This window comes from Cerasibacillus sp., assembly GCF_036516575.1.
In the GTDB taxonomy this organism is placed as follows: Bacteria; Bacillota; Bacilli; order Bacillales; family Amphibacillaceae; genus Cerasibacillus.
On the sequence record NZ_DATBTY010000019.1, the window covers coordinates 1 to 2699 of the forward strand.

At 31.1% G+C, this 2699-nt stretch carries 3 protein-coding genes; all 3 read right to left on the bottom strand.

The window, feature by feature from the left end; all coding sequences use genetic code 11:
• Window positions 1–302, bottom strand: a 302-nt coding sequence (locus tag VIG73_RS03350; RefSeq protein ID WP_331639137.1) for an ATP-binding cassette domain-containing protein, incomplete at its 3' end; no start/stop codon positions are given.
• A gap of 20 nt (window positions 303–322) precedes the next feature.
• Window positions 323–2419 (bottom strand): hypothetical protein, encoded by a 2097-nt coding sequence (locus VIG73_RS03355; protein ID WP_331639138.1) that lies wholly within the window; start codon window positions 2417–2419, stop codon window positions 323–325.
• Window positions 2420–2543: 124 nt separating this feature from the next.
• A partial coding sequence (locus VIG73_RS15670; RefSeq protein WP_349257408.1) for an ATP-binding protein occupies window positions 2544–2699 on the bottom strand: 156 nt, incomplete at its 5' end.

The following is a 2699-nucleotide window of genomic DNA, read 5'->3' on the forward strand; positions in this document are numbered from 1 at the left end:
TTTAAGATGGCTAAATGATTTAAACAATCGTAAACAGTCAACGTAGGATAGATGGAAAAATGTTGTGGGAGATACCCAATAATTTTTCTTACTTCATGTGCGTTCTTCCAATTCAAATGACCATATGTAATTGTGCCACTATTCTGTTCTAGAATAGTAGCCACAATTCTCATTAATGTCGTTTTTCCTGCCCCATTTGGTCCGAGAAGTCCATACGTTCCCGTTATATTTAAATTAATTTCATTTAATACCGTCTTTTTAGAAAATTTCTTTGTTAAATCATTGATTTTTAACACATTCATCCCATTCACCTTCCTATTTTTTATTTTCTGCTCATTTCTTGTTCCAAATCAAAGTCTGCACTTCCCAATTGAATATTTCGATACCATTCTCTAAAAAAAACAATTTTTTCTTTTTCGGATATATTTTCATTATGAATATAAGTTTTTATTTGGGCTGCTAATGTTCCAAGCTCTAATTCTTTTTCTTGTAATTCCTCCACCCTAAATTCAAAATAATCGATATTACTATATTTTTCTTTTATCTCTTCACTTTCTCTCATATTTAGAAAATGAGAATAAGAGACATTAAATAAATGTAATTCATCCATTGTATCTTTCGAAAAAACTTGATCGTATTTCCAAGTCATCGCAGGTACAATGCCATACGTCATATAATCGATATTGATTAACAAACCCGATTCATCATTAAATAAAAACCCTGCCGCAGACATAAAAAGTGTATTTCCGTGAATCCAAACATGTTGTTCTGGCATTTCTGTACTTAATGATTGATCAACGAGCACGTAACGATCAATTTTTATTGCTCTCCCCAGTTGTAATTCTTCATTTATTTTGTCTATTTTATTTTGGATGATTGGTTCGAAGTCATTAAAGCCAATAAGCATCTTTTCCCACGTATACGGATAAATGACGCTTTTTCCATTTAGCTGTTTTTCTCCAATACTTCCTGCAATGAAATAGATACCATTCGAAGACATGCCTGACCATTCGTTTTTCCCGCTCTTTTTCAAGTTTGAAAAGACGTTAGAATTCCCTTTCAATTTCACCTGATAATGAATCTCTTGATTGGATTGATTAGGTAGCCGTAAAGGTTCATAACCAATGGCAATCATTGCTGAATTAAAGTGACTATTCGTAGGCAACCAAGGAAAATGATTTAATAAGTTGATGGCTTGATGATTAGCAAAATAAAAAGGAGAACTTATTCCTTCATATCGGAACTTCATCTGATACGATTCATGAGGTTTAACAGGTTCTTTTGTTATCACATGAATCATATCGTCTTTTTGACTAAATTCAAGCTCGTTATCATCTGAATCTAAAATTTGATCCACTTTAAAATCATAATAAAGTAAGAAATCAAAGGTATTCATTTCAACATTTGTTGGATTGTTCAAGTTCACTACAACATTTGCTTTTAAATAATTTCGAATATCTAAATCAATATCGTAATTTGTAATTTGATAATCATTTGAAATATTATCTTTGAATACAACATCTTTGTAATGAGTAGAATCTTTCTTTAGAATCCCATCTTCTTCACTGTTCAAATGCAAAATTTGATGTTTACTGAATACTCCAAAGGCTGTGTAGGAAGTTACAGCAAATAAAATGAGGAAGATTGGAAGGTGTTTTTTCCATACTTTATTTTGAATCATTAGACTTCCTACAAAAATGATTAAAAGTAATAAAATAAAGAGCGTTCTTTTTAACCACTGATAATTCTCTAGTGCAAACCCATAAAAAGGCTGATAAGAATGATGGGGATTATTTTGACCGATATTAAAAAAGTTCTCAATTTCGTCTACGTGCGACCATTGAAATAAAATTCCAAGTTGAGTCATAAACGGATAGTTTAAGGGGCTAATCAATAACCAAATAATTAATGATAAAACATATACCATTCTTCCTTTCACCCACATCGCAAGAACAGCTCCAACTAACCCTCCAATCACAAAACTAAATCCCCAATATAAAAGAATATAAAGGATAGACTGGATATAGAAAGGAGAATAAGGAACATCTGTTACAATAAACATAATGATTAAAGTACCTATATTCACGATTAGATATAAAAACAAAAAACTTAAAAAGAATAACACTTTCCCTATGTTTTTCGTTGTCTTCGCATAACTTATGGTGTCGATTAATTCCTCTAATCCTATTTTTCTTTCTAAATTGGATAAATAGACACCAATCATCATCGATGCGAGAATTCCACCTTGTACAATAAAGCTCGATCTCACTAAAGCCTCTGCTGGATCACGATCACCTACAATAAAAAAGTTAAAAAAGTAAATGTTATAGAAAAATGATAATAAAAACAACAACAAAGTGATCTTTTTGCTTTTAGCAATCTTCCAATATAATGCAAATGAATTTTTTATCTCTTGCATTTTTAACGCCTCCCATCTTTTTACTACACCCTGTAAAATTTGATGAAATAAAAATAAAACTCTCCCCTTTCGCAAGTAATCGTTTGCTTAGAGAAGAGTTTAAAATACAATTATCTACTTTCTATCAACTTTTAAATTGAAAGGATGCCGTAATGGAAGCTCCCCCTCTTTTATTATTGTCTAGTATGAGTTCTCCACCATGTTTTTCACAAATCTTTTTTGACGTATAAAGACCTAACCCAAAATGTTGTTTTGTAAAATCTTTGTCAGAACGATAAAA